This window comes from Pseudonocardia sp. ICBG1142, from assembly GCF_020496255.1.
Taxonomy (GTDB): Bacteria; Actinomycetota; Actinomycetes; order Mycobacteriales; family Pseudonocardiaceae; genus Pseudonocardia.
This window is the reverse complement of record NZ_JAHLJC010000032.1, coordinates 175,722-195,922: the sequence shown is the minus strand read 5'-3', so window position 1 is coordinate 195,922 and position 20,201 is coordinate 175,722. Positions and strand designations below refer to the sequence as shown.

Genomic DNA, 20,201 nt, shown 5'->3' with positions numbered 1-20,201 from the left:
GAAGCGCACCTACGATTGTCAACAATCCGCGTATCGGACAGGGGGATCGGATGACGAAGCTGATCAGGATCGAGCTCGCGAAGCGGGGCGTCGCCTGCACCGCGGCACTGCTGGAGACCGAGGCGCCCCGCACCGCTGCGGCGGTCTGGGAGGCGCTGGCCGACGGCCCGCAGGGCGGCGACGCACAGCACGCCAAGTACGCCCGCAACGAGGTCTACACGATCGTCCCGCGGTTCGGCCCGCGGATCGGGCAGGAGAACCCGACGGTCACCCCCATCCCGGGCGACGTCTGCTACTTCGACTTCCACGGCGGGATGCTCGACAGCGCGTTCAAGGACGACCAGGGCATCGACGCCGCCGAGGGCGGGATCGACCTCGCGATCTTCTACGGGCGCAACAACCTGCTGCTCAACGGCGACGTCGGCTGGGTGCCGGGCAACGTCTTCGCCACCATCGTCGACGGTCTCGACGCGATGGCGACCGCCTGTCACGACGTGTGGCGCGCGGGCAGTGTGGGGGAGCGGCTCGTCTACTCGCGGGCGTCCTGACCCTTGCGGTCACCCCGGTCTCTGTAGGATTGTCGACAACATGAGCACGGTCGGATTCCTCTACCCGGGCTACTCGGCCGAGGACGACTACCCGCGCGCCGAGAAGCTGCTGGCCGACGGCAGCCGGCTCGCCCTCGTCCACACCGAGATGGCCACCGACGCCCACCGCGAGGACGCGTTGCTCGCCATCGGCGGCGACGAGGTCCTCGCCGAGGGGGCACGCCGGGTCGCCGCGGAGGCGGGCCCGCTGGACGCGGTCGTCTGGGCCTGCACCTCGGGGTCGTTCATCTTCGGCCCCGACGGTGCCGCCCGGCAGGTCGCGGCGCTGGAACGGGTGTCGGGGGTGCCGACGTCGAGCACGTCGTTCGCCTTCGTCGACGCCTGCCGACGGCTCGGGATCGGCTCGGTGGCGGTCGGGGCGACCTACCCGCCCGACGTCGCCGGCGCCTTCGTGCACTTCCTGACCCACCACGACATCTCCGTGCACACGCTGTCCGCCCGCGACATCATCACCGCCGCCGAGGTCGGGACGCTGCCGCCGGAGACGGTGCTGGAGTTCGCCGCCGCGGTGGCCTCGGACGCACCCGGCGCCGACGCGGTGCTGCTACCCGACACCGCCCTGCACACCGTGGACGTGCTCGACGCGCTGGAGGCGCGGGTGGGCAGGCCGGTGCTGACCGCGAACCAGGTGAGCATCTGGCAGGGCCTGCGCCTGGCCGGGGCCGACATCGACCGTCCCGGCCTGGGGACACTGTTCCGGAGGGGGTGAGTCGTGGGCCTGGACGTCTCGGATCTCGAGCCGGTGAGCCGGCGCTCCACCGCAGAGATCGTCGCCGACCGGATCCGTGCCGCGATCATGCGCGGCACGTTCGCGCCGGGCACCCAGCTCGGCGAGGTGGACCTCGCGAACCGGCTCGGGGTGAGCCGCGGCCCGCTGCGGGAGGCGATGCAGCGGCTGGTCGCCGAGGGACTGCTGCGCAGTGAACGCCATCGCGGCCTGTTCGTGCGCGAGCTCGGTCCCGACGACGTCCGCGACGTCTACCTGGCGCGCACCGCCGTCGAGCGGGCCGCGGCGCTGAAGGTACTGGAGGGTGACCGGGCCGCCGCCGTCGTCGCGCTGGAGATCCCGCTCGGGGTGATGGCCGCCGCAGCCGAGGCGGGTGACGCCGTCGCGCTCGCCGACGCCGACCACGACTTCCACGCCGCCCTCGTCGCCGCCTCGGGGAGCCCGCGGCTGCGCCGGATGACCGAGGGGCTCCTCGTCGAGACCCGGATGTGTCTCGCCGCGTTCCAGCAGACCGCCCCGCCCGCCCGCGCGCTGCTCGCCGAGCACGAACTGCTGCGCGACGCCCTGCGCGACGGCCGCACCGAGCTGCTGCTCGACCGGCTGGCCGCGCACATGGACGACGCCGTCAGCCGGATCCTCGCCGCGATGCCCGGCGCGGCCTGAGTGCACCTGTGAACCGCGCCGCCGGACACCCCGGGGACTAGTTCGCATACGTAACATGTCGGGACGTGGTGGGCGTCCTCGAGGGTTTCCTGGTCATCGGCGTCGTCGTGACCGTCGGGTACGTCCTCGGCCGCGGCCGGCTGCTCGGTGACCAGGGCTCGAAGGTCCTCGCCCGCACCGCCTTCTTCGTCGCGACGCCCGCGCTGCTGTTCACCACGCTCGGCCACTCCGACGTCGGTGCCGTACTGTCCTCGGGGCTGGTCGTCACCGCGGTCACCAGCACCGCGGCCTGCCTGCTCTTCGTCCCGCTCGCGCTGCTCCGTCGGCGCCCGGCCGGCGAGGTCGTCGTCGGGTCGATGGCGTCCGGCTACGTCAACGCGGGCAACCTCGGCATCCCGATCGCGACCTACGTGCTCGGCGACTCCGCCGCCGTCGCCCCCGTGCTGCTGTTCCAGCTCGCGATCCTGACCCCGCTGTTCACGACCCTGATGGACGTCCTGCCCGGCGACGGCCGCGGCGAGCGGCCCGGGTGGGTCCGGGTCGCCTTCGCCCCGCTGCGCAACCCGATCGCGATCGCCACCGCCGCCGGGTTGACCGTCTCCGCGACGGGCGTCGTCCTGCCGGAGCCGGTGACCGCCCCGATCGAGCTGCTCGCCGACCTCGCGGTGCCCGCCATGCTGCTCGCGTTCGGCATCTCCCTGCACGGCGCCCGCCGCCCCGGGACGGGGGAGACCGCGGTCTCGGTGTGGATCGCCGTCGCGATCAAGAACGTGGCGCACCCGGTGATCGCCTGGGCCTTCGCCGCGGGGGTGCTCGGCCTGACCGGCCCGGCGCTGCTCGCCGCGGTGGTGCTGGCCGCGCTGCCCACCGCGCAGAACGTCTTCGGCTACGCCGTGCGGTACGACCGCGCCGTCCCGCTGGCCCGCGACGTGGCGCTGGCCTCGACGGTCGTCGCCGTCCCGGTGCTGCTGGTGATCGCCGCCCTGCTGGCCTGAACAGGGCTTTCCTCTTTGCTGCGTCCGGGATGAGGGGTCCTTCGCTCGTCCCTTTGCTCTGCTCACCGATACGCAGCACCGGGTCCGCGCCGGCGCCGGGTGGCGTCACGGCGGGCCGGCCACCCGTGTCGCGCGTGCGCCGAGATGCAGCCCAGCGGGCGGTGGAGATCGACAACTCCCGCTGAGCTGCATCTCGACGCCGCCGCCGACGGCTGTCCGCCCGCGACGCGGGCTCGCCCGCGACCGCAGCGCCGGGTCGCCCCGGGTGCCTGATGCGTATCGGTGAGCAGAGCAAAGGCGGGCCCGGACGACCCTTGCCCGGACCCACCCACCCGTGTTTCCCTAGGATTGTCGACAACTCGACAACCTGAGACGCACCACCCTCGACGCACCAGGAGCTGCGAACCCATGGCACAGCTGTCCCCGCTGCTCAAGCAGGCCACCCCGGTCCAGGCCGCCCGCGGTGAGGGCGTCTACCTGTACGACACCGATGGGCGCCGCCACCTCGACTTCACCGCCGGCATCGGCGTCACCTCCACCGGGCACTGCCACCCGAGGGTCGTCGCGGCGGCGCAGGAGCAGGTGGCCACGCTGATCCACGGGCAGTACACGACCGTGATGCACCAGCCACTGCTGGCGCTGGTCGAGCGGATGGGCGAGGTGCTCCCCGAGGGCATCGACTCGGTGTTCTTCACCAACTCCGGTTCCGAGGCCGTCGAGGCGTCGGTGCGGCTGGCCCGCCAGGCCACCGGCCGGCAGCTGATCGTCGCGTTCGACGGCGGCTTCCACGGCCGCACCATGGGTGCCGCGGCGCTCACCACCTCCGGGGCGAAGATCCGGGCCGGGATCGGCCCGATGATGGGTGGGGTCGCGTTCGCGCCCTTCCCCTACGCCTACCGCTACGGCTGGTCCGAGGAGCAGGCCGTCGCGTTCGCCCTGTCCGAGCTCGACCGCCAGCTGGCGAGCACCGCGCCGGCGTCCGACGTCGCCGCGTTCATCGTCGAGCCGGTGCTCGGCGAGGGCGGCTACGTCCCGACCCCGCCCGCGTTCCTCCAGGGGCTGCGCGAGCGCGCCGACCGGCACGGCATCCTGCTGATCGCCGACGAGGTGCAGACCGGCTACGGCCGCACCGGGAAGTTCTGGGGGCACCAGCACGCCGAGGGCCTCGTCCCGGACATCATCGTCACGGCCAAGGGGCTCGCGTCCGGCTTCCCGCTCTCGGCCATCGCCGCGCCCAAGGCCCTGATGGAGAAGGCGTGGCCCGGCTCGCAGGGCGGCACCTACGGCGGCAACGCCGTCGCCTGCGCCGCCGCGCTCGCGACCCTCGAGGTCGTGCAGGGCGAGGGGCTGGTCGAGAACGCCCGGGTGCAGGGCGAGAAGCTCCTCGCCGGGGTCCGGGACGCCGCGCAGGGGATCGCCGCCATCGGCGACGTCCGCGGCCGCGGACTCATGATCGGGATCGAGTTCGTCGACGCCGACGGCAAGCCCGACGGCGCCACCGCCGCGACGGTGCACGCCGCGGCCGCCGCGCAGGGTCTGCTGCTGCTGACCTGCGGTGTGTACGGCAACGTCGTACGGATGATCCCGGCGCTGGTCGTGACCTCCGAGCAGGTTGACGAGGGCCTCGCGCTCTGGACCAAGGCGCTGAACGACGCGCTGTCCTGAGACCCGCCCCGGGGGACGGACGAGGCCCCGCACACCGGTCGGGTGTGCGGGGCCTCGTGGTGTCGGGGTGTGCGGTTCAGCGCCCGACGGGGGAGATGTTCAGGCTCATCCCGGCCAGGCCGCGGGCCTTCACGGTCAGCTTCTCCGCGATCGCGTCGAGGGCCTGCGCCGCCGCCGACTCCGGCTTCCCGAGCACGATCGGGGTGCCGGCGTCGCCGCCCTCGCGCAGCGCGACGTCGAGCGGGATCTGACCCAGCAGCGGCACCGTGGTGCCGACCGTGCGGCTCAGCGAGTCCGCGACGGTCTGCCCGCCGCCCGAGCCGAAGATCTCGTTGCGCGAGTCGTCGGGCATCTCCATCCAGGACATGTTCTCCACGACCCCGGCCAGGCGCTGGCGGGTCTGGGTGGAGATCGACCCGGCCCGCTCGGCGACCTCGGCGGCGGCCTGCTGCGGGGTGGTGACGACCAGCAGCTCGGCGTTCGGCACGAGCTGGGCGGTCGAGATGGCGACGTCGCCGGTGCCCGGGGGCAGGTCGAGCAGCAGCACGTCCAGGTCGCCCCAGAACACGTCGGCCAGGAACTGCTGCAGCGCGCGGTGCAGCATCGGACCGCGCCAGACGACGGGGGTGTTGCCGTCGGTGAACATGCCGATCGAGATGACCTTCACGCCGTGCGACTGCGGCGGCATGATCATGTTCTCGATCTTGGTGGGCCGGTCCGCGGCGCCGATCATGCGCGGGACCGAGTGGCCGTAGATGTCGGCGTCGACCACACCGACCTTCAGCCCGCGCCGTGCCATGGCCGCGGCCAGGTTGACGGTGACCGAGGACTTGCCGACGCCGCCCTTGCCGGACGCCACGCAGAACACGCGGGTCAGCGAGCCGGGCTGGGCGAAGGGGATCACGGGCTCGTCGGCGTCGCCGCGCAGCGAACGACGCAGCTGGGTGCGCTGCTCGTCGCTCATGACGTCGAGCTCGACCTCGACCCGCTCGACGCCGGGGACCTTCGAGACGGCCTCGGTGACGCGGGAGGTGATCGTCTCCCGCATCGGGCAGCCCGCGACGGTCAGGTAGACCCCGACGTGGGCGAGGCCGTCGGCGGAGACGTCGACGCTCTTGACCATCCCCAGCTCGGTGATCGGCTTGTGGATCTCCGGGTCCTCGACGGTGCCGAGGGCGGCGCGCACGGCCTCGACGACGGTGCTGGTGCTGCTGGTGACGGACATGAGCTCCTACGACCTCTTTCCTCTCGCGTCACCCCATGCTACGTGGGCTGTTCCGGGGTCTCCGGGTCACCGGCGGTGTCACGCGGCACCTCCGCGCTGACGGGGCGGTCCGGGTGTCTCTAGCATCCTTGCGATGGACGACACGACCGGCACCCCGACGCGCGAGCACCCGGTGCGCCGGCGCGTGGTCCCGACCCCGGCCGAGCTCGCGTCGTGGCGCAGCTTCCTGCGCGCGCACGCCGGCATCACCCGACGGCTCGAGGCCGAGCTGGAGAGCGAGCAGGAGCTCTCCCTGGCCGCCTACGACGTGCTCGTCCAGCTGTCCGAGGCCCCCGACCGCCGGCTGCGGATGACCGAGCTGGCCGACGCCGTGCTGCTCTCGCGTTCCGGGGTGACCCGGCTCGTCGACCGCCTGGAGCGGGTCAGGCTCGTCGCCAGGGCCAAGGTCGCCGACGACGGCCGCGGGGTCACCGCCCGGCTCACCGACACCGGCTACGAGCGCCTGCGCACCGCCGCGGTCACCCACCTGCGCGGAGTCCGCGCGCACTTCGTGGAGCGGCTCGACGCCGATGACCTCGCCGCGCTCGAGCGCATCATGGGCCGCCTGATCCCCTGAGCGCTCAGCGTTCCTTCTTGCGCATCTTCTTCCGGGCACCCGGCTCGACCGGGGGCTCCTCGCCGCGGCTGCGGGCCACGGCGTCGTCGAGCCGGTCACCCAGCTTCTCCAGCTCACCGCGCAGGTAGTCCCGGCTCGCGGTCTCCCCGACGGCCAGGCGCAGCGCCGCCAGCTCCCGGGCGAGGAACTCGGTGTCGGCCTTCGTCCGCTCGGCACGCCTGCGGTCCTCGTCCAGCGCGATCCGGTCCCGGTCGTCCTGCCGGTTCTGGGCCAGCAGGATCAGCGGTGCGGCGTACGCGGCCTGGGTGGAGAACGCCAGGTTGAGCAGGATGAACGGGTACGGGTCCCACCGGCCCGCCCAGGCGAACCCGTTCAGCGCGATCCACACGGTGACGATCACCGTCTGGATGGCGAGGAAGCGGCCCGTCCCGAGGAACCGGGCAATCCGCTCGGAGAACCGGGCGAAGCCGTCCGGGTCCACCTCGAACCGCCGGCGCCCGACGCGCGGCTGGTCCAGCCGCCGACCGATCCCCGGCTCAGCCACCGTGCACCTCCCCGTCGCGCGAGCGGCCGACTGTGCCGTTGCCGCCGTTCGCGGTAGCGGCCAGCGGGCCGCCGTGCACCTCGCCCGGGGCGAGGTCGCGGTCGCGCCAGCCCTGCGGCAGCAGGTGGTCCAGCACGTCGTCGACGGTGACCGCGCCCAGCAGGTGGTCCTCGGCGTCGACGACCGGGCCCGCCACCAGGTTGTAGCTGGCGAAATAGCGAGTCACCTCGCCGAGCCCCGCCTCGGGGCCCAGCTGCGGCAGGTCGGCGTCGACCATGCCCGCGACCAGCTCGAACGGCGCCGCCCGCAGCAGCTGCTGGGCGTGCACGCAGCCCAGGTAGCGCCCGGTCGGGGTCGCCGTCGGCGGGCGGACGACGAACACCATCGACGCCAGGGCCGGCGGCACCTCCGGGTTGCGCACCCGGGCGAGCGCCTCCGCGACGGTCACGTCCGGCGCCAGGGTGATCGGCTCCGGGGTCATCAGGCCGCCCGCGGTGTCTCACTCGTAGCGCATCAGGCGGCGCACGGGTTCGGACTCGTCGGGCTCCATGAGCTCCAGCAGCCGCCCGGCCTCGTCGTCGTCGAGCTCGCCGAGCAGGTCCGCCGCGTCGTCCGGGCTCATCGCCTCCAGGACGTCGGCGGCGCGGTCGTCGTCGAGGTAGCCGAGCAGCTCGCGCTGGTCGGACTCGGACAGCTCCTCGAACACGTCGGCGAGCCGCTCGTCGTCCAGGGCGTCGACGACGTGCCGCTGCCGGTCGTCGGGCAGCCGCGACAGCGCCGCGGCGACGTCGGCCGGGCGCATCGAGTCGAACACCGCGAGCAGCCGGTCCGCACCCTGCGCGGCGGCGACGTCCAACCCGGACACGGCCTCCCAGCCGTACACCTCGACCCGCGGCCTGCGCGCCAGCCGGGTCCGCCGGAACCGCAGCGCCACCTTGGTGATCACCCAGTCCCGGGTCCGGCTCGGTTCGATCGCGACGTCGACCACCGAGCCCTCGGCCCCGTTCTCGCGCACCGTCGCGGGGGAGTTCAGCAGCTGGCCGAGCACCCGGGTCTCGTTGGGGCGCTGGTCGAACGAGCGCAGGCTCACCGAGCCGCTGGCCAGCGTCACCGCGGTCGGGGCGATGTCGGCGACCCGCAGCATCGGCACGAAGATGCTGCGGCGCGCGGACAGGTCCACGACCAGGCCCAGCACCCGCGGCGGATGGCTGTCCACGCGCAGCGACACCACGACGTCGCGGACCTTGCCGATCCGCTCACCGTCCGGGCCGTAGACGGCCAGGCCGGCCATCCGCGCGACGAACACCCGTACCGAGGCCATGGCGCCGAGACTAGGACCCCCGGCGGTCCCGCGGCCGCCCCGGCCGTGTGACTAGGCTCGCCCGCCGTGAACGACCCGCAGCACGATCCCGGCCGGGACCCCGAACCCCTCCGCTACGACATCGTCGACGTGTTCACCGACCGTCCGTACGCCGGCAATCCGCTGGCCGTCGTCCACGGCGCCGAGGCGCTGTCCACGGCCCGGATGCAGGCCATCGCGCGGGAGTTCAACCTGTCGGAGACGACGTTCCCGCTGGCCCCGACCGGCGACGCCGAGGGCGGCGCGGACTACCGGGTGCGGATCTTCACCCCGCTCGCCGAGCTCCCCTTCGCCGGGCACCCCAGTGTCGGCACCGCCTGGGTGCTGGCCCGCGACGGCGTCATCGGCGAGGGCGACCGCGTGCAGGAGTGCGGCGCCGGTCTGCTGCCGGTGCGGGTCGACGGGACCGGCGCCCGGGTGTGGGGCGGCACGCCGTCGGTCGGTGCCGAGCTGGACGCCGTCCGCCTCGCCGCCGCGCTCGGCCTCGGCCCCGACGACGTCGACGGCGCCGCCGTGCCGGGGGTGGCCGGTGCCGGGACCGACTTCGCGATCCTGCTCGTCGTCGCCGGTGCGGTCGCCCGCGCGGTGCCCGACCCCGCGGCGCTGGCCGCCGCGGTCGCCGGCAGCGGCGCGACCGGGGTGCTCGTCGCCGCCGTCGACGCCACCGCCGAGCGGGTCCACGCCCGCATGTTCGGCATCGGTATCGGGGTGCCCGAGGACCCGGCGACGGGTTCGGCCGCCGTCGCGCTCGGGATCTTCCTCGCCGACCGCGGTCTGGTCACCGACGACGGCGAGCACTCCTTCGTCGTGACGCAGGGTGTGGAGATGGGCCGTCCGTCCACGCTCTACGCCGGCGTCCGCACCGAGGGCGGACGGGCCGTCGGCAGCTGGGTCGGCGGGACCGTCGTCGCGGTGGCCAGGGGCTCCCTGACCCCACCTCCCGAACAGGGGTGACCGACGGGTAACCCCATCTGACCACCGGCGGGTGAGAAACCAATCACCTGCACGGGGCGCCGCGGCCGTCGTCGTGCCAGCATCAGTCCCCAGCCCGAGCGCCCGGGTCGTGACGACGTCGTCGCCGCGACGCGGGCGAGGACGAACTCGACGAGGAGCCCGCCTGTGAGCACCACCCTCCGCGCCCGCCGGTCCTGCCTGGCCGTGCCCGGATCGAGCCAGAAGTTCATCGACAAGGCGCGCACGCTGAACTCCGACCAGGTCTTCCTCGACCTGGAGGACGCCTGTGCCCCGCTGGCCAAGCCCGGTGCGCGGAAGACGATCGTGGAGGCCCTCAACGAGGGCGGCTGGGGCGAGAAGATCCGCGTCGTCCGGGTCAACGACTGGACCACCGAGTGGACCTACCGCGACGTGATCGAGGTCGTCGAGGGCGCCGGCGCGAACCTCGACGCGATCATGCTGCCGAAGGTGCAGACCCCCCAGCAGGTCGTCGCGCTGGACCTGCTGCTCACCCAGATCGAGAAGACGAACGGTCTCGAGGTCGGGAAGATCGGCATCGAGGCGCAGATCGAGAACGCGCTGGGCCTGACGAACGTCAATGCGATCGCCACCGCGTCCCCGCGCGTCGAGACGATCATCTTCGGCCCGGCCGACTTCATGGCCTCGATCAACATGAAGTCCCTGGTCGTCGGCGAGCAGCCCCCCGGTTACGACGTGGGCGACGCCTACCACCACATCCTCATGTCGATCCTGATGGCGGCCCGCGCGCACGACAAGCAGGCCATCGACGGGCCGTACCTGCAGATCAAGGACGTGGACGGATTCCGCCGGGTCGCCGGCCGCTCGGCCGCGCTGGGCTTCGACGGCAAGTGGGTGCTGCACCCCGGCCAGATCGACGCCGCCAACGAGACCTTCTCCCCGGCGCAGAGCGACTACGACCACGCCGAGAACATCCTCGACGCCTACGAGTACTTCACCTCCGAGGCCGGCGGCAAGCGCGGCGCGGCGATGATCGGCGACGAGATGATCGACGAGGCCAGCCGCAAGATGGCACTGGTCATCTCGGGCAAGGGGCGCGCGGCGGGCATGACCCGCACCGACAAGTGGACCCCGCCGGAGTCCTGAGGCCCGGCCCCGCCGACCGACGACGCTCACCGAGGAGTAACCAGCATGGCCCGGCTCGCCCAGACCGCCGGTCTGACCGACATCCAGACCGAGATCCTGTCCACCGTCCGCTCCTTCGTGGACAAGGAGATCATCCCGCACGCGACCGCCCTGGAGCACGCGGACACCTACCCGCAGGACATCGTCGACGGGATGAAGGAGATGGGGCTGTTCGGCCTCATGATCCCGGAGGAGTACGGCGGTCTCGGCGAGTCGCTGCTCACCTACGCCCTGGTGGTCGAGGAGATCGCCCGCGGCTGGATGAGCGTCTCCGGCGTGATCAACACCCACTTCATCGTTGCGTACATGCTCCGCCAGCACGGCACGCAGGCGCAGAAGGAGAAGTACCTGCCGAAGATGGCCACGGGGGAGACCCGCGGCTCGTTCTCCATGTCCGAGCCGGACCTGGGCTCCGACGTGGCGGCGATCAAGACCAAGGCCGTGCAGGACGGCGACGAGTACGTCATCGACGGCGCCAAGATGTGGCTGACCAACGGTGGCACGTCGAACCTGACCGCGGTGCTGGTGAGGACCGACGAGGGCGCCGAGCGCCCGCACCAGAACCTCACCACCTTCCTCGTCGAGAAGCCCACCGGCTACGGCGAGGTCGCCCCCGGCCTGGTCGTCCCCGGCAAGATCGACAAGATGGGCTACAAGGGGGTCGACACCACCGAGCTGGTGTTCAAGGGCCACCGGATCTCCGGTGACCAGATCCTCGGCGGGGAGCGCGGCAAGGGCTTCGCGCACATGATGGACGGCGTCGAGGTCGGCCGGGTGAACGTCGCCGCTCGCGCCTGCGGCATCGCGATCCGGGCCTTCGAGCTCGGTGTCGAGTACGCCCAGCAGCGCTCCACCTTCGGCAAGCCGATCGTCCAGCACCAGGCCATCGCGTTCAAGATCGCCGAGATGGCGACCAAGGTCGAGGCCGCGCACTTGATGATGGTCAACGCCGCACGTCTGAAGGACCGCGGCGAGCGCAACGACGTCGAGGCCGGCATGGCCAAGATGCTCGCCTCGGAGTACTGCAAGGAGGTCACCGAGGAGGCGTTCCGCATCCACGGCGGCTACGGCTACTCCAAGGAGTACGAGATCGAGCGCCTCATGCGCGAGGCGCCGTTCCTGCTCATCGGCGAGGGCACCTCGGAGATCCAGAAGACGATCATCTCCCGGGGGCTGCTGCGCGACTACAAGCTGCGCTGACCGCACCCGCGTCCACGGCCCCGTACCCCGTCCCGGGGGTGCGGGGCCGTGTCGTCCGGTCGGTGGGGTGTGACCTGCGGCTCCGCGACTAGTCTTCGGGGCACGTCGCGGTCCGGTCGAACGTTGCACCGACGACGAGACAGGACATCTTCCACGAGGAGCACGCCATGACCAATCCCTTCGGCGGCCAGACTCGTCCGGCTCCGGGCCTGCCGCAGCTGCCCACTCCGCCGACCGGGTGGCCGGTGGGTTCCTACGCCACCTACGAGGAGGCGCAGCGGGCCGTCGACCACCTCGCCGACTCCGACTTCCCGGTCGCCGACGTGACGATCGTCGGCGTCGACCTGATGCTCGTCGAGCGGGTCATCGCCCGCCTGACCTGGGGCCGGGTACTCGCCTCCGGCGCGGCGCAGGGTGCCTGGCTGGGTCTGTTCGTCGGGCTCCTGCTGTTCATGTTCTCCCCGGACGGCAACTTCCTGCCCATCCTCGTCGGCCTGGTGTCCGGCGCGGTGTTCTTCATGGCCTTCGCCGCGGTCAGCTACAGCGCGAGCAAGGGTCGCCGGGACTTCCAGTCCGCCAGCCAGATGGTGGCGGGCCGCTACGACGTGCTGTGCGAGCCGCGCAACGCGGAGCGGGCCCGCGAGATGCTGGCCAAGCTGGCGATGGGCAGCCCCGGCGGGGGTTTCTGACCGGCTCCGGCGTCCGCACGACCCCACGGCCGTCGTCACCCGACCGGGTGGCGGCGGCCGTCCTGCGTCGGCGGTCGGACATCTGTTCCCACAGGCCGCATCGCCTCCTATAGTTCGCGCGTCGGACATATCGGAGGGGCGCGATGACACAGGTGTCAGGCGGACCGGCGGAGCGCGAGCTCCCGCCGGCGGCGGTGGACGACGAGGTGCTCCTCGCCGAACAGCGGGCGTGGACCCCGTGGAAGAGCGCGGTGTGGGTGGGGATCGCCCTGCTGGGCGGTCTGGCGTGGGTGATGCTCGCGCTGGTCCGCGGGGAGACGGTCAACGCGATCTGGTTCGTGTTCGCCGCGGTGAGCACCTACGCGATCGCGTACCGGTTCTACTCCCGCTACATCGAGAACAAGCTGCTGCGCCCGGACGACCGGCGCGCCACCCCGGCCGAGTACAAGGAGAACGGACAGGACTTCCTGCCGACCGACCGGCGGGTCCTCTACGGCCACCACTTCGCCGCGATCGCCGGTGCCGGTCCGCTGGTCGGCCCGGTCCTGGCCGCGCAGATGGGGTACCTGCCCGGCACGATCTGGATCATCGTCGGGGTCATCGTCGCCGGTGCGGTCCAGGACTACCTGGTGCTGTTCTTCTCGATGCGCCGCGGCGGGCGCTCGCTGGGCCAGATGGCCCGCGAGGAGCTCGGCCGGGTCGGCGGCATCGCCGCGCTGATCGCGACCCTCGCCATCATGATCATCCTGATCGCGGTGCTCACCCTGGTCGTCGTCAACGCCCTCGGCGAGAGCCCCTGGGGTGTCTTCTCGGTCGCGCTGACCATCCCGATCGCCCTGTTCATGGGCGTCTACCTGCGCTTCCTGCGACCGGGGAAGGTCTCCGAGGTCTCCTGGATCGGCTTCGCGCTGCTGATCGGCGCGATCGTCGCCGGCGGCTGGGTCGCCGAGACCGGCTGGGGCCAGGCACTGTTCACCCTGGACCGCACCACCATCGCCTGGGGCGTGATCATCTACGGCTTCGTGGCCGCGGTGCTCCCGGTCTGGCTGCTGCTCGCGCCGCGCGACTACCTGTCGACGTTCATGAAGATCGGCACGATCGTGCTGCTCGCCGTGGCGATCATCGTCGTCCGCCCGGAGCTGGCCGCGCCCGCGTTCAGCGAGTTCGCCGGCCGCGACGACGGCCCGGTCGTCGCCGGGTCGCTGTTCCCGTTCCTGTTCGTGACGATCGCCTGCGGCGCGCTGTCGGGCTTCCACGCCCTGATCTCCTCGGGGACCAGCCCGAAGCTGATCGAGAAGGAGCGCCAGACCCGCCTGATCGGCTACGGCGGCATGCTCATGGAGTCCTTCGTGGCGATCATGGCGCTGGTCGCGGCGCTGTCGATCGACCGCGGGCTCTACTTCGCGATGAACTCGCCCGCGTCGCTGACGCTCGGGACGGTCGAGGGCGCTGCCGCGTTCGTGAACCAGCTCGGGCTGATGGGTGTCAACATCACCCCCGACCAGCTCGCGACGACCGCGGCCCTGGTCGGCGAGGAGTCCGTCGTCTCGCGCACCGGTGGCGCCCCGACCCTCGCGGTCGGCCTGGCGAACATCATGGCGCAGTTCATCGGCGGGCCGGCGATGATGAGCTTCTGGTACCACTTCGCGATCATGTTCGAGGCGCTGTTCATCCTCACGGCCGTCGACGCGGGCACCCGGGTGGCGCGCTTCATGCTGCAGGACGCCATCGGCACCGTGGTCCCGCGGTTCGCCGACACCTCGTGGAAGCCGGCCGCCTGGATCTGCACCGCGCTGATGGTCGGTGGCTGGGGCGCGATCCTGGTGATGGGGGTGACCGACCCGCTCGGCGGGATCAACACGCTCTTCCCGCTGTTCGGCATCGCGAACCAGCTGCTGGCGGCGATCGCGCTCGCGGTCTGTCTGGCCATCGCGGCCCGGCGCGGACACGTGCGCTACCTGTGGATCATCGTCGTGCCGCTGGCGTTCGCCGCCGTCGTGACGGTCACGGCGTCGATGTACAAGATCTTCTCCGCTAACCCCAAGATCGGGTACTGGGCGCAGCACTTCGCGTTCCGGGAGGCCATCGCGTCCGGGCAGACGAGCTTCGGCACCGCGGGCACCCCGCAGGCGATGGCGGCGGTCGTCCGCAACACCTTCGTGCAGGGCACGCTGTCGATCCTGTTCGTGACGCTCGCGCTCGTCGTGATCGTCGCCGCGGTCCTGGCCGCCTGGAGGTCGATCGCGATGGGCGGCCGCCCGGACAACGAGGACGACCCGGTGCCCTCGCGGCTCTACGCCCCGGCCGGGATCATCGCGACCCCGGCGGAGAAGGAGCTGGAGAAGGAGTGGACCGAGGCGGTCGGGACCCCGGCCCGGTCGGGGCACTGACCGTGGCGGCCAGGACGCTCACCCGGCTGCGGGCGCTGCACGACTGGTGGCGTGGGGTGATCGGGGCGGACCTGTACGACCGCTACCTCGACCACCACCGTCGCAGCGGGCACGACCACCCGCCGATGACCGAGCGGGAGTACTGGCGGGCCCGCACCGCGTACCAGGAGAGCAACCCACAGGGTCGCTGCTGCTGAGGTGGCGCCGTTCCGGCCGGTCCCGTTGCGCCGCACGGGTGGCCGGGCATCCACGTTCGGCCCAGTGCGCCCTCCCGGGTGGGTGTCACACTCCACCGGGGAGGGCGCGTCGGGTTCCGGACTCGGGTCGGTGCGGGCAGGATCAGGCCCCGTGAGCGGCGAGGCGTGGCAGGAGAGCGACCAGATCCGCCCGGCCACGGTGCACCGTGCCTACGGGCGAGGCGCCGCGGGCTACGACGCCTTCGTCGCGACCCTGCCCGGCTACCGCACCCACCTGCGGGTGTCGGCGTCGCGGATGGGGCTGGGCGACGGCCACGGTCTGCGGCTGCTCGACGTCGGCTGCGGTACCGGGGTGTCCACCGAGGCGCTGTTGACCAGCGTCGGGGGTGCCGAGGTGGTCGCGGTCGACGCGTCCGCGGAGATGCTCGCCGTCGCCCGGCGGAAGAACTGGTCGCCCCGGGTGACGTTCGTGCACTCCCGGCTGGAGACCCTCGCCGAGGCCGGTGTCGAGGGCCCGTTCGACGGGATCCTCGCGTCCTTCCTGGTGTCCAACCTGCCCGACGCCGAACACGGCCTGCGCCGACTGCTGAGTCTGCTCGCCCCCGGCGCCCCGCTGGCGGTGCACGACTACGCCGTCAGCGGCCGGAGCCGGATGCGGTGGACCGCGGCGAACTGGGCCTGGATGCTCCCGATGGCCTCGCTGCGCTGGGGGGCGGCGGATCTCGCGCGCTACCGGGCCCGGCGGATCGCGACGGCCGGTGGGCCCGAGCAGATGGTGCACCGGATGGAGCGCGCCGGGTTCGACGACGTGCGCGTCCAGACCGTCGGCGGGGTCCAGCAGCACCTCGTGCACACGTTCCTGGGGCGGCGTCCCGACGAGCCCGACGTGGTGGGGGAGCGGCAGGAACGCCGCGCCCGCGGTTCGGCCATCGCCGCGGCCGGGTGGCGGCCGCGGCGGGACGAGCCCGTCCCCGCCCACCGGGACACGACCGGGCCCGTCGACGAGGGCGGCCCCGAGGACCCCGGCTACGCCGAGACGCTCCCGGACCAGGTGCTCGACGGCGACGACGTCGAGCTGGGCGAGGGGGACGCCGCCGTGGTCCCCGTGTCTCCTCCTGGTGCGCCCGCCGGCCCCGCGGGGCGCACCGGCGACGCCGACCGGGACGACACCGGCGACGGGCCGGACGACCACGACCGGGGTGGGTCGGGCGCCCCCGACGACCCCACCCCCGACGAGGACCCGGACACCCGTCCGCGTGGGCACGGCGTCGCCCGGGCGCTGCGGTACGGCCTGCCGGGCTCCCGGCCCGACTCCTCCGGCCCCGGCGCGCGACCCGGCCCCGGCCCCGTCGCAGGACCCGGCCCCGGCGATGCGGGACCCGGCCCCGCTGCCGCAGGGCCCGACTCCGCAGGGCCCGACTCCGCAGGATTCGACTCCGCGGACCCTGGCGCGGCCGGATCAGACCCCGCTGCCGCGGGATCCGGCCCTGGAGAGCCCGACCCCGGCGCCACGGGCCCCCGGCGCCCCGCACCCGGTCCTCGTCCGCGCCGCCCGGTCGGACTCCGCCGCCCCGGCCCCCCGCGGCCGCGCCCCGGCGAGGCGCCCCCGCCCGCCGAGGACGACGAGCCGCCGACCCCGCCGACGGGTACCCGCCGGGTCTGACCGGCGGGCTCCCCGGTCCAGGGCCGGCCCGGCCCACGGCCGGCCCGGTCTACAGCCAGCCGTTGCGGCGGAAGTTGCGGTACAGCAGCCCGCACAGCGTCGCGATGACGAGCAGGACCATCGGGTAGCCGAAGTCCCAGTGCAGCTCGGGCATCGAGTCGAAGTTCATGCCGTAGACACCGGCGATCATCGTCGGCACCGAGATCAGGCCCGCGTAGGCGGTGATCTTCCGCATGTCGTTGTTCTGTCGCATGCTGATCTTCGCGAGGACCGCGTCGACCAGGGTGGTCAGCAGCTCGTTGAAGCCCGCCACCTGCTCGGCGACGCCACCGAGGTGGTCGTCGACGTCGCGGAAGTAGGACCGCACGTCGTGCGGGACCAGGGCACTGTAGCCCTCGGCGAGCTTGCGCATCGGCCCGACCAGCGGCATCACGGCGCGGCGCAGGTCGAGGATCTCGCGCTTCATGACGTAGATCTGCTCGGGGTTCATCGTCGAGCGGGGGGAGAACACCTCGGCCTCGACGGCGTCGATGTCGTCCTCGATCTGCCGGCAGACCTCGATGTAGGAGTCCACGACGTGGTCGGCGATCGCGTGCAGCACCGCGGCCGGGCCGAGGGACAGCTGCTCGGGGTCGTCCTCCAGGCGTCGTCGCACCTCGCGCAGGCCGGTGTGGCGGCCGTGCCGGACGGTCACGACGAAGTCGCGCCCGAGGAACGCCATGACCTCGCCGGTCTCGACGATCTCGTTCGACGTCGTCGGGTCGGCGTGCCCGACGTAGCGGACGGTCTTGAGCACCATGAACAGTGTGTCGTCGTAGCGCTCGAGCTTGGGGCGGTTGTGCGCGTGCACCGCGTCCTCGACGGCGAGCTCGTGCAGCCCGTAGGTCTCGGCGATGCCGGAGATCTGCTCCTCGTCGGGCTCGTGCAGCCCGATCCAGACGAAGCCCTCGCCGCGCTCGCGCACCTCGGCGATGGCCTCGTCGTGGGTCCAGCGGCCGGGGAGCCGGTGGCCGTCGAGGTAGACGCCGCAGTCGACGACGTAGGCGGACAGGGGGACACGCAGCCGGCCGGGCGGGCTCGCGGCGGCCCGCGCCGCCGCGCGCTCGGCGCGCCGGGACGGGCGGATGGTGGGGCGCAGCTGGGAGAGCGAGGGCATCACGAGGACCACCTCCGGGCGTGCCGGTGCGGCTCGGGGGACGAGCGGCACCGGATGACGGTGCGACCGCGCAGGGCGGCCGCCGGGCCGGAACTCGCCTCCCGCCGGGATCAGCCCCGGACGTACCTCGGGGCCGTGCGCAGCGGGAGGCGGCACCTACTGCTCGCCGGTGTCTGGGACGCGGACACCGCACTCACCTCCCTGCTGTTCGGCGGACCGTCCTGTGTCTCGTCCGTACGCCGGCCGACGTCACCGTGATGTGACATCCCCGACCGCGCACGTGTGAGCCGGACCGCCCTTCCTCGCGCGGGCCACCGGATAGATTACTCCCGCAACGAATCGACGGCGTGATGGGAGCGTGAACGGTGCAGTTCGGGCGCTACTACGAGGAGTTCGAGGTCGGTGCCGTCTACAAGCACTGGCCCGGCAAGACGGTCACCGAGTACGACGACCACTTGTTCTGCCTCCTCACCATGAACCACCACCCGCTGCACATGGATGCGCACTACGCGGAGGAGACGACCGACTTCGGCAAGAACGTCGTGGTCGGCAACTACATCTACTCGCTGCTGCTGGGCATGTCGGTGCCGGACGTGTCGGGCAAGGCGATCGCGAACCTCGAGGTCGAGTCGCTCAAGCACACGAAGCCGACCTTCCACGGCGACACGATCTACGGCGAGACCGAGGTCCTCGACAAGACCCCGTCGAAGTCCAAGGACGACCGCGGCGTGGTGTACGTCGAGACCCGCGGCTACAAGCAGGACGGCACCGTCGTCTGCACCTTCCGCCGCAAGGTGATGGTGCCGAAGCGGTCCTACGGCGACAGCCGCGGCGGCGAGCAGCCCGGCCGTCCCACGCCGCAGGTCTGACCCGGCGGCCGCACCCCGGCGCACCGGCCCCCGACTCCCACCGGAGCGGGGGCCGTCGTGTGTCACCCACACGCATACCGCCGGGGCGGTCGGGCACCCGCTGTGGTGGTCAGGTCCGGGGCAGACAGTCCCAGCCGTCGAGCGTCTCGGTGAGGCCCTCGACGACGGACAGCGCCGCGTAGCCCGCCCGGTCGACGAACCGGGCGTCGGTGGCGTCGTCGCCGGCCCGCGGCGCACCCGCGTCCGCCGCGAGGGCGCAGACGTAGTCGGCGATCCGGTACGGGCCTCGGAACACCACCCCGGCGAGCCGGCCGGGGACCACCGTCAGACCGGTCTCCTCGGCGAGCTCGCGGACCACCGCGTCGTGCTCGCTCTCGCCGGCCTCGACCCGCCCACCGGGGACCGACCACAGCCCCCGACCAGGCTCGTTGGCCCGGCGGACGAGCAGCAATCGTCCGTCCGGGTCGAACACGATTCCACCCACGCAGGCGACGTGTCGGCTACTGTCGGTCATCCGAAACGACGGTACGCTGCTCGGGTGCCGGTACCGGGGCCAGCCGGCCCTCCGGTACCAATGACATGTCTGTGTGTCCGACACACCGAGAAACGGGTGGGCAGGGAACGTGAAGAAGATCCTGATCCTGGTTGCGGTGGCGCTGGGGATCTTCCTGGTGATCACCAATCCCAATGGTGCAGCCGGTTCGGTCACCAACGTCGGCAACATCCTCTACGACGCCGCGCAGTCCGTCTCGGTGTTCGTCACCAACCTGATCTGAGCCCGTGCTCGCGCCCCGGGAGATCGACGAGTACCTGCTCCCCACGGAGCGGCGCGTCATCCGTGTGCGCCAGCACTGGGCGGTGATGGTCAAGCACATCTGGCAGACCGCGCTGTTCATCATCGTGGTCGTCGGGATCGAGCAGCTGCTCGACCGCCCCGGGACCGACCCGGTCCTGGACGTCGTCGTCGACAACCTGGCGTTCTACCTGGTCGTCGTCGCGGTCCTGCGCTACACGGCGCTGTCGATCCTCTGGTGGATCGAGCGGATCGTGATCACCGACAAGCGGGTGATGATCGCCCAGGGGATCATCGTGCACAACGTCGGCATGATGCCCCTGGGCAAGGTCACCGACCTCACGTTCCAGCGTTCGCTGTCCGGGCGCATGCTCGGCTACGGGACCATGGTCGTCGAGTCCGCGGGGCAGATCCAGGCGCTCAACCGCATCGACTACATGCCGCGGCCCGAGGAGATCTACGAGGCGCTCTCCGAGCTGGTCTTCGGGGAGAAGGGCAAGACCCGCGCGACGGGCATGCTCGCCAAACCACGCTGGCGGCGCTGACCCCGCCGCCACCCCTCCGGGGCGCCGCACCGGCGCCGCCGGACAGCCGTCCCGACGCGGGGTCGCGCACCGTGCGCGGCCCCGCGTCGTCGTGCGCGCGCCCGTGCTCCGGAGCGCGGCCCGGAGCACGGGGCCCTTGACGTATGCCGGCGGCGGCTTATCGTTCACCGAACGAATC

20 protein-coding genes and 1 pseudogene are annotated in these 20,201 nt (G+C 72.4%); 16 read left to right on the top strand and 5 right to left on the bottom strand.

Annotated features, from left to right (window positions below; genetic code table 11):
• Positions 1-50 precede the first annotated feature (50 nt).
• The 5 genes from KPL59_RS31230 to KPL59_RS31210 all read left to right on the top strand — a co-directional run bounded on the left by KPL59_RS31230 (position 51) and on the right by KPL59_RS31210 (position 4,658).
• Positions 51-548, top strand: coding sequence for a DUF3830 family protein (locus tag KPL59_RS31230; RefSeq protein ID WP_020624324.1), 498 nt, complete (start codon positions 51-53; stop codon positions 546-548).
• 40 nt (positions 549-588) lie between these two features.
• Complete coding sequence (locus tag KPL59_RS31225) at positions 589-1,317, top strand: maleate cis-trans isomerase (protein ID WP_020624325.1); 729 nt, start codon at positions 589-591, stop codon at positions 1,315-1,317.
• A 3-nt stretch (positions 1,318-1,320) separates the two neighbouring features.
• The gene (locus KPL59_RS31220; protein ID WP_226362966.1) at positions 1,321-1,998 is read left to right on the top strand and encodes a GntR family transcriptional regulator; all 678 of its coding nucleotides are present in this window, start codon (positions 1,321-1,323) and stop codon (positions 1,996-1,998) included.
• Positions 1,999-2,063: 65 nt separating this feature from the next.
• Positions 2,064-2,993: an AEC family transporter gene (locus KPL59_RS31215; protein ID WP_226362965.1), complete on the top strand. Its 930-nt coding sequence runs from the start codon at positions 2,064-2,066 to the stop codon at positions 2,991-2,993.
• A gap of 408 nt (positions 2,994-3,401) precedes the next feature.
• On the top strand, positions 3,402-4,658 hold the full coding sequence (locus tag KPL59_RS31210; protein WP_020624328.1) for an aspartate aminotransferase family protein: 1,257 nt from the start codon (positions 3,402-3,404) through the stop codon (positions 4,656-4,658).
• A gap of 76 nt (positions 4,659-4,734) precedes the next feature.
• Here the strand turns inward: KPL59_RS31210 and KPL59_RS31205 are convergent, their stop codons facing one another.
• Positions 4,735-5,883: an Mrp/NBP35 family ATP-binding protein gene (locus KPL59_RS31205; protein ID WP_226362964.1), complete on the bottom strand. Its 1,149-nt coding sequence runs from the start codon at positions 5,881-5,883 to the stop codon at positions 4,735-4,737.
• A gap of 133 nt (positions 5,884-6,016) precedes the next feature.
• Between KPL59_RS31205 and KPL59_RS31200 the strand changes: the two genes are divergently transcribed.
• Complete coding sequence (locus KPL59_RS31200) at positions 6,017-6,499, top strand: MarR family winged helix-turn-helix transcriptional regulator (protein WP_226362963.1); 483 nt, start codon at positions 6,017-6,019, stop codon at positions 6,497-6,499.
• Between the two features lie 4 nt (positions 6,500-6,503).
• On the opposite strand, the gene KPL59_RS31195 is transcribed toward KPL59_RS31200, so the two are convergent.
• Both KPL59_RS31195 and KPL59_RS31190 read right to left on the bottom strand, forming a co-directional pair.
• Positions 6,504-7,043 (bottom strand): DUF1003 domain-containing protein, encoded by a 540-nt coding sequence (locus KPL59_RS31195; RefSeq protein WP_020624331.1) that lies wholly within the window; start codon positions 7,041-7,043, stop codon positions 6,504-6,506.
• Positions 7,036-8,364: pseudogene (locus KPL59_RS31190) on the bottom strand (magnesium transporter MgtE N-terminal domain-containing protein). Before KPL59_RS31190 ends, KPL59_RS31195 begins: the two are co-directional and overlap by 8 nt.
• A 66-nt stretch (positions 8,365-8,430) precedes the next feature.
• Between KPL59_RS31190 and KPL59_RS31185 the strand changes: the two are divergent.
• The 7 genes from KPL59_RS31185 to KPL59_RS31155 all read left to right on the top strand — a co-directional run bounded on the left by KPL59_RS31185 (position 8,431) and on the right by KPL59_RS31155 (position 16,660).
• Positions 8,431-9,357 carry a PhzF family phenazine biosynthesis protein gene (locus KPL59_RS31185; RefSeq protein WP_226362962.1) on the top strand — a complete coding sequence of 309 codons (927 nt, stop codon included), beginning with the start codon at positions 8,431-8,433 and terminating at the stop codon, positions 9,355-9,357.
• A gap of 165 nt (positions 9,358-9,522) precedes the next feature.
• Positions 9,523-10,482, top strand: a complete 960-nt coding sequence (locus tag KPL59_RS31180) for a CoA ester lyase (RefSeq protein ID WP_060713175.1) — start codon at positions 9,523-9,525, stop codon at positions 10,480-10,482.
• Positions 10,483-10,527: 45 nt separating this feature from the next.
• Positions 10,528-11,721 carry an acyl-CoA dehydrogenase family protein gene (locus KPL59_RS31175; protein WP_060713174.1) on the top strand — a complete coding sequence of 398 codons (1,194 nt, stop codon included), beginning with the start codon at positions 10,528-10,530 and terminating at the stop codon, positions 11,719-11,721.
• Between the two features lie 167 nt (positions 11,722-11,888).
• Positions 11,889-12,410 (top strand): general stress protein, encoded by a 522-nt coding sequence (locus KPL59_RS31170; protein WP_020623571.1) that lies wholly within the window; start codon positions 11,889-11,891, stop codon positions 12,408-12,410.
• 143 nt (positions 12,411-12,553) lie between these two features.
• Positions 12,554-14,800: a carbon starvation CstA family protein gene (locus KPL59_RS31165; RefSeq protein WP_226362961.1), complete on the top strand. Its 2,247-nt coding sequence runs from the start codon at positions 12,554-12,556 to the stop codon at positions 14,798-14,800.
• Positions 14,758-14,997 (top strand): YbdD/YjiX family protein, encoded by a 240-nt coding sequence (locus KPL59_RS31160; protein WP_226362960.1) that lies wholly within the window; start codon positions 14,758-14,760, stop codon positions 14,995-14,997. The genes KPL59_RS31165 and KPL59_RS31160 overlap by 43 nt, the downstream gene beginning before the upstream one ends.
• Positions 14,998-15,148: 151 nt before the next feature.
• A complete protein-coding gene (locus KPL59_RS31155; RefSeq protein ID WP_226350711.1) occupies positions 15,149-16,660 on the top strand; it encodes a trans-aconitate 2-methyltransferase in 1,512 nt (503 codons plus the stop codon).
• A 49-nt stretch (positions 16,661-16,709) separates the two neighbouring features.
• Here KPL59_RS31155 and corA read toward each other — a convergent pair whose 3' ends face one another.
• A complete protein-coding gene (corA, locus tag KPL59_RS31150) occupies positions 16,710-17,816 on the bottom strand; it encodes a magnesium/cobalt transporter CorA (RefSeq protein ID WP_226363089.1) in 1,107 nt (368 codons plus the stop codon).
• A 365-nt stretch (positions 17,817-18,181) separates the two neighbouring features.
• Between corA and KPL59_RS31145 the strand changes: the two genes are divergently transcribed.
• Positions 18,182-18,685: a MaoC family dehydratase gene (locus tag KPL59_RS31145; protein ID WP_020623563.1), complete on the top strand. Its 504-nt coding sequence runs from the start codon at positions 18,182-18,184 to the stop codon at positions 18,683-18,685.
• Positions 18,686-18,794: 109 nt separating this feature from the next.
• Here KPL59_RS31145 and KPL59_RS31140 read toward each other — a convergent pair whose 3' ends face one another.
• Complete coding sequence (locus KPL59_RS31140; protein WP_226350709.1) at positions 18,795-19,199, bottom strand: NUDIX hydrolase; 405 nt, start codon at positions 19,197-19,199, stop codon at positions 18,795-18,797.
• Between the two features lie 109 nt (positions 19,200-19,308).
• On the opposite strand from KPL59_RS31140, the gene KPL59_RS31135 reads away from it, so the two are divergent.
• Together KPL59_RS31135 and KPL59_RS31130 are read left to right on the top strand one after the other, a co-directional pair.
• Entirely contained in the window at positions 19,309-19,461 is a 153-nt protein-coding gene (locus KPL59_RS31135; RefSeq protein ID WP_020623561.1) for a hypothetical protein, read from the top strand.
• Positions 19,462-19,465: 4 nt separating this feature from the next.
• On the top strand, positions 19,466-20,023 hold the full coding sequence (locus KPL59_RS31130; RefSeq protein WP_020623560.1) for a PH domain-containing protein: 558 nt from the start codon (positions 19,466-19,468) through the stop codon (positions 20,021-20,023).
• Positions 20,024-20,201: the final 178 nt, after the last annotated feature.

What these genes read in the sequence shown, in the direction of transcription:
- KPL59_RS31230 (WP_020624324.1), top strand. Translation starts at nt 51, where the DNA reads ATGACGAAGCTGATCAGGATCGAGCTCGCGAAGCGGGGCGTCGCCTGC.
- KPL59_RS31225 (WP_020624325.1), top strand. Translation starts at nt 589, where the DNA reads ATGAGCACGGTCGGATTCCTCTACCCGGGCTACTCGGCCGAGGACGAC.
- KPL59_RS31210 (WP_020624328.1), top strand. Translation starts at nt 3,402, where the DNA reads ATGGCACAGCTGTCCCCGCTGCTCAAGCAGGCCACCCCGGTCCAGGCC.
- KPL59_RS31205 (WP_226362964.1), bottom strand. Translation starts at nt 5,883, where the DNA reads ATGTCCGTCACCAGCAGCACCAGCACCGTCGTCGAGGCCGTGCGCGCC.
- KPL59_RS31200 (WP_226362963.1), top strand. Translation starts at nt 6,017, where the DNA reads ATGGACGACACGACCGGCACCCCGACGCGCGAGCACCCGGTGCGCCGG.
- KPL59_RS31175 (WP_060713174.1), top strand. Translation starts at nt 10,528, where the DNA reads ATGGCCCGGCTCGCCCAGACCGCCGGTCTGACCGACATCCAGACCGAG.
- KPL59_RS31170 (WP_020623571.1), top strand. Translation starts at nt 11,889, where the DNA reads ATGACCAATCCCTTCGGCGGCCAGACTCGTCCGGCTCCGGGCCTGCCG.
- KPL59_RS31165 (WP_226362961.1), top strand. Translation starts at nt 12,554, where the DNA reads ATGACACAGGTGTCAGGCGGACCGGCGGAGCGCGAGCTCCCGCCGGCG.
- corA (WP_226363089.1), bottom strand. Translation starts at nt 17,816, where the DNA reads ATGCCCTCGCTCTCCCAGCTGCGCCCCACCATCCGCCCGTCCCGGCGC.
- KPL59_RS31140 (WP_226350709.1), bottom strand. Translation starts at nt 19,199, where the DNA reads ATGACCGACAGTAGCCGACACGTCGCCTGCGTGGGTGGAATCGTGTTC.